The sequence below is a fragment of the Sphingomonas sp. PP-CC-3A-396 genome (assembly GCF_004343105.1).
Taxonomy (GTDB): Bacteria; Pseudomonadota; Alphaproteobacteria; order Sphingomonadales; family Sphingomonadaceae; genus Sphingomonas.
The window spans coordinates 1-3,579 of the sequence record NZ_SLYF01000023.1 but is presented as its reverse complement, the minus strand read 5'-3'; the positions used below and the strand labels follow the sequence as shown (position 1 = coordinate 3,579).

General features: G+C 54.5%; 2 tRNA genes and 1 rRNA gene. All 3 read left to right on the top strand.

Annotated elements, in window-relative coordinates:
* Positions 1-39 precede the first annotated feature (39 nt).
* The 3 genes from C8J40_RS19950 (at position 40) to C8J40_RS19940 (ending at position 3,467) form a co-directional block, all read left to right on the top strand.
* Positions 40-116 (top strand) — tRNA-Ile (locus C8J40_RS19950).
* Between the two features lie 15 nt (positions 117-131).
* A tRNA-Ala gene (locus C8J40_RS19945) sits at positions 132-207 on the top strand.
* Between the two features lie 463 nt (positions 208-670).
* A 23S ribosomal RNA gene (locus tag C8J40_RS19940) occupies positions 671-3,467 on the top strand.
* Positions 3,468-3,579: the final 112 nt, after the last annotated feature.

The window sequence follows — 3,579 nt, the reverse complement described above, 5'->3', positions numbered from 1 at the left end:
GGGCGCAGTTCAGCTGCGTCTGACGGGCGCAGCGGGTGTGGGCCTGTAGCTCAGTTGGTTAGAGCGCACCCCTGATAAGGGTGAGGTCGGTGGTTCGAATCCACCTAGGCCCACCACACACAAGTGCGTTTGGGGCCTTAGCTCAGCTGGGAGAGCGGTTGCTTTGCAAGCATCAGGTCATCGGTTCGATCCCGATAGGCTCCACCATTTCGCAGTCGAAGAGACGCGGTAGCAAAGCTGCCGCGCACTACGACAAGAACGGCCAGCGCCGAGAAGCGCGCCCACAAGGCGCGGCTTTGCCGCGACTGACGGGCTCGCGAGCAACGCACCATCAGCCATAACCTAGAGATGAAGAGAAACGGTTCGCCGCACGAGAGTGCGGTGATTGACGGGTACGCCCGTCGTATTTGACATTGTGAATGGGTTTTTTAAAATCGATGCCGTGAGGTGCTCGATTTTGGGGACGAGGATTGCTTCGGCGGTTCGTGAGCGCTTCGGCGTCAGCGAGCCAAGCGAGCGGTTCGAGGCTCCAGATATCGACATCATCATAACTAATAATCTGGCTGAGATTATAATCATCCGCACCTGACAAAGGCCAACGCGCACTGCTCTGCCGAGTTGGTGACCTCCTCTGGAGGCACCCAGTGATGTCGTTGGTGGTGTGGACTCTCAAGCGTGAGGTAAGGGCAATTCGTGGATGCCTTGGCACATACAGGCGATGAAGGACGTGGCACGCTGCGATAAGCGTCGGTGAGCTGTGAGCAAGCTTTGACCCGACGATTTCCGAATGGGGAAACCCACCTATCCCGATTAATTCTACCTGCGCGGTAACGCACAGGTCGAGTTAATTAGGTTAGGTATCACTTAGCTGAATACATAGGCTTCGTGAAGCGAACCCGGCGAACTGAAACATCTCAGTAGCTGGAGGAAAAGACATCAACCGAGATTCCGTTAGTAGTGGCGAGCGAACGCGGACCAGGCCAGTGCCTGAATTTCAACTAGTAGAAGTCTTCTGGAAAGAGACGCCATAGCGGGTGACAGCCCCGTATACGAAAGTGAGAATTCAGGACTCGAGTAGGGCGGAACACGTGAAATTCTGTCTGAACATGGGGGGACCACCCTCCAAGCCTAAATACTCGTATGTGACCGATAGCGAACTAGTACCGTGAGGGAAAGGTGAAAAGCACCCCGATGAGGGGAGTGAAACAGTACCTGAAACGGATTGCCTACAAGCAGTTGGAGGGCTTTTATGGCCTGACAGCGTACCTCTTGCATAATGGGTCTGTGACTTAATGTATCAAGCAAGCTTAAGCCGATAGGTGTAGGCGCAGCGAAAGCGAGTCTGAATAGGGCGCCAGAGTTTGATGTATTAGACCCGAAACCCGGCGATCTAGGCATGACCAGGATGAAGGTGCAGTAACATGCACTGGAGGTCCGAACCGATTAACGTTGAAAAGTTACCGGATGAGTTGTGTTTAGGGGTGAAAGGCCAATCAAGCCGGGAAATAGCTGGTTCTCCGCGAAAACTATTGAGGTAGTGCCTCGCACGAACACCTTAGGGGGTAGAGCACTGGATGGGCTAGGGGGTCGCGAGATCTACCAAACCTAACCAAACTCCGAATACCTAAGAGTGATATGCGGGAGACAGACGGCGGGTGCTAAGGTCCGTCGTCAAAAGGGAAACAGCCCTGACCTACAGCTAAGGCCCCCAAATCGTATCTAAGTGGGAAAGCATGTGGGACTTCCAAAACAACCAGGAGGTTGGCTTAGAAGCAGCCATCCTTTAAAGAAAGCGTAACAGCTCACTGGTCTAAACAAGAGGTCCTGCGGCGAAGATGTAACGGGGCTCAAGATACGTGCCGAAGCTTAGGGTGTGCCACTGATGTGGTACGCGGTAGCGGAGCGTTCCGTAAGCCTGTGAAGCGATCTGGTAATGGGTCGTGGAGGTATCGGAAGTGCGAATGCAGACATGAGTAGCGATAAAGAGGGTGAGATGCCCTCTCGCCGAAAGACCAAGGGTTCCTGCGCAAGGCTAATCCGCGCAGGGTGAGCCGGCCCCTAAGACGAGCCCGAAGGGGGTAGTCGATGGGAACCACGTTAATATTCGTGGGCCTGGTGGTGTGTGACGGATCATGTGTGTTGTCATCCCTTATCGGATTGGGATGGCTTCGAAATGGTTCCAGGAAATAGCCCCACCGTATAGACCGTACCCGAAACCGACACAGGTGGTCAGGTAGAGTATACCAAGGCGCTTGAGAGAAGTGTCCTGAAGGAACTCGGCAAATTGCCTCCGTACCTTCGGAAGAAGGAGGCCCTCACTATGCGCAAGCACTTTGAGGGGGCACAGGCCAGGGGGTAGCGACTGTTTAGCAAAAACACAGGGCTCTGCTAAGTCGGCTTCAAGACGACGTATAGGGCCTGACGCCTGCCCGGTGCCTGAAGGTTAAGTGGAGGGGTGCAAGCTCTGAAATGAAGCCCAGGTAAACGGCGGCCGTAACTATAACGGTCCTAAGGTAGCGAAATTCCTTGTCGGGTAAGTTCCGACCTGCACGAATGGCGTAACGACTTCCCCACTGTCTCCAGGACATGCTCAGCGAAATTGAATTCTCCGTGAAGATGCGGAGTACCCGCGGTTAGACGGAAAGACCCCGTGCACCTTTACTGCAGCTTCAGAGTGGCATTAGGAAGAAACTGTGTAGCATAGGTGGGAGGCTTTGAAGCATCGGCGCCAGCTGATGTGGAGCCATAGGTGAAATACCACCCTGTTTGTTTCTGATGTCTAACCTCGTTCCGTAAGCCGGAACAGGGACCCTCTGTGGCGGGTAGTTTGACTGGGGCGGTCGCCTCCTAAAGAGTAACGGAGGCGCGCAATGGTGGGCTCAGGACGGTCGGAAACCGTCTGTTAGAGTGCAATGGCATAAGCCCGCCTGACTGCGAGACTGACAAGTCGAGCAGAGACGAAAGTCGGTCATAGTGATCCGGTGGTCCCTCGTGGAAGGGCCATCGCTCAACGGATAAAAGGTACGCCGGGGATAACAGGCTGATAACCCCCAAGAGCTCATATCGACGGGGTTGTTTGGCACCTCGATGTCGGCTCATCACATCCTGGGGCTGGAGCAGGTCCCAAGGGTTTGGCTGTTCGCCAATTAAAGTGGTACGTGAGCTGGGTTCAGAACGTCGCGAGACAGTTTGGTCCCTATCTGCCGTGGGCGTCGAAATTTGAGAGGAGTTGACCCTAGTACGAGAGGACCGGGTTGAACATACCTCTGGTGTACCAGTCGTTCCGCCAGGAGCGCAGCTGGGTAGCTATGTATGGACGGGATAACCGCTGAAAGCATCTAAGCGGGAAGCCTCCCTCGAGATAAGATTTCATAGAGCCGTCGGAGACCACGACGTTGATAGATCGGATGTAGAAGTGCGGTAACGCATGGAGCTAACCGATACTAATTGCTCTATTCGCGCTTGAGAGTCTCACACCATCAATGACAACACTGGGTTCGCCCAGCTAGCCACGATGCGTGCGGATGATAACCAAGTCGAACGCCAGATTGCCAATCCCCTCGCCGTCGAGGGATTGGT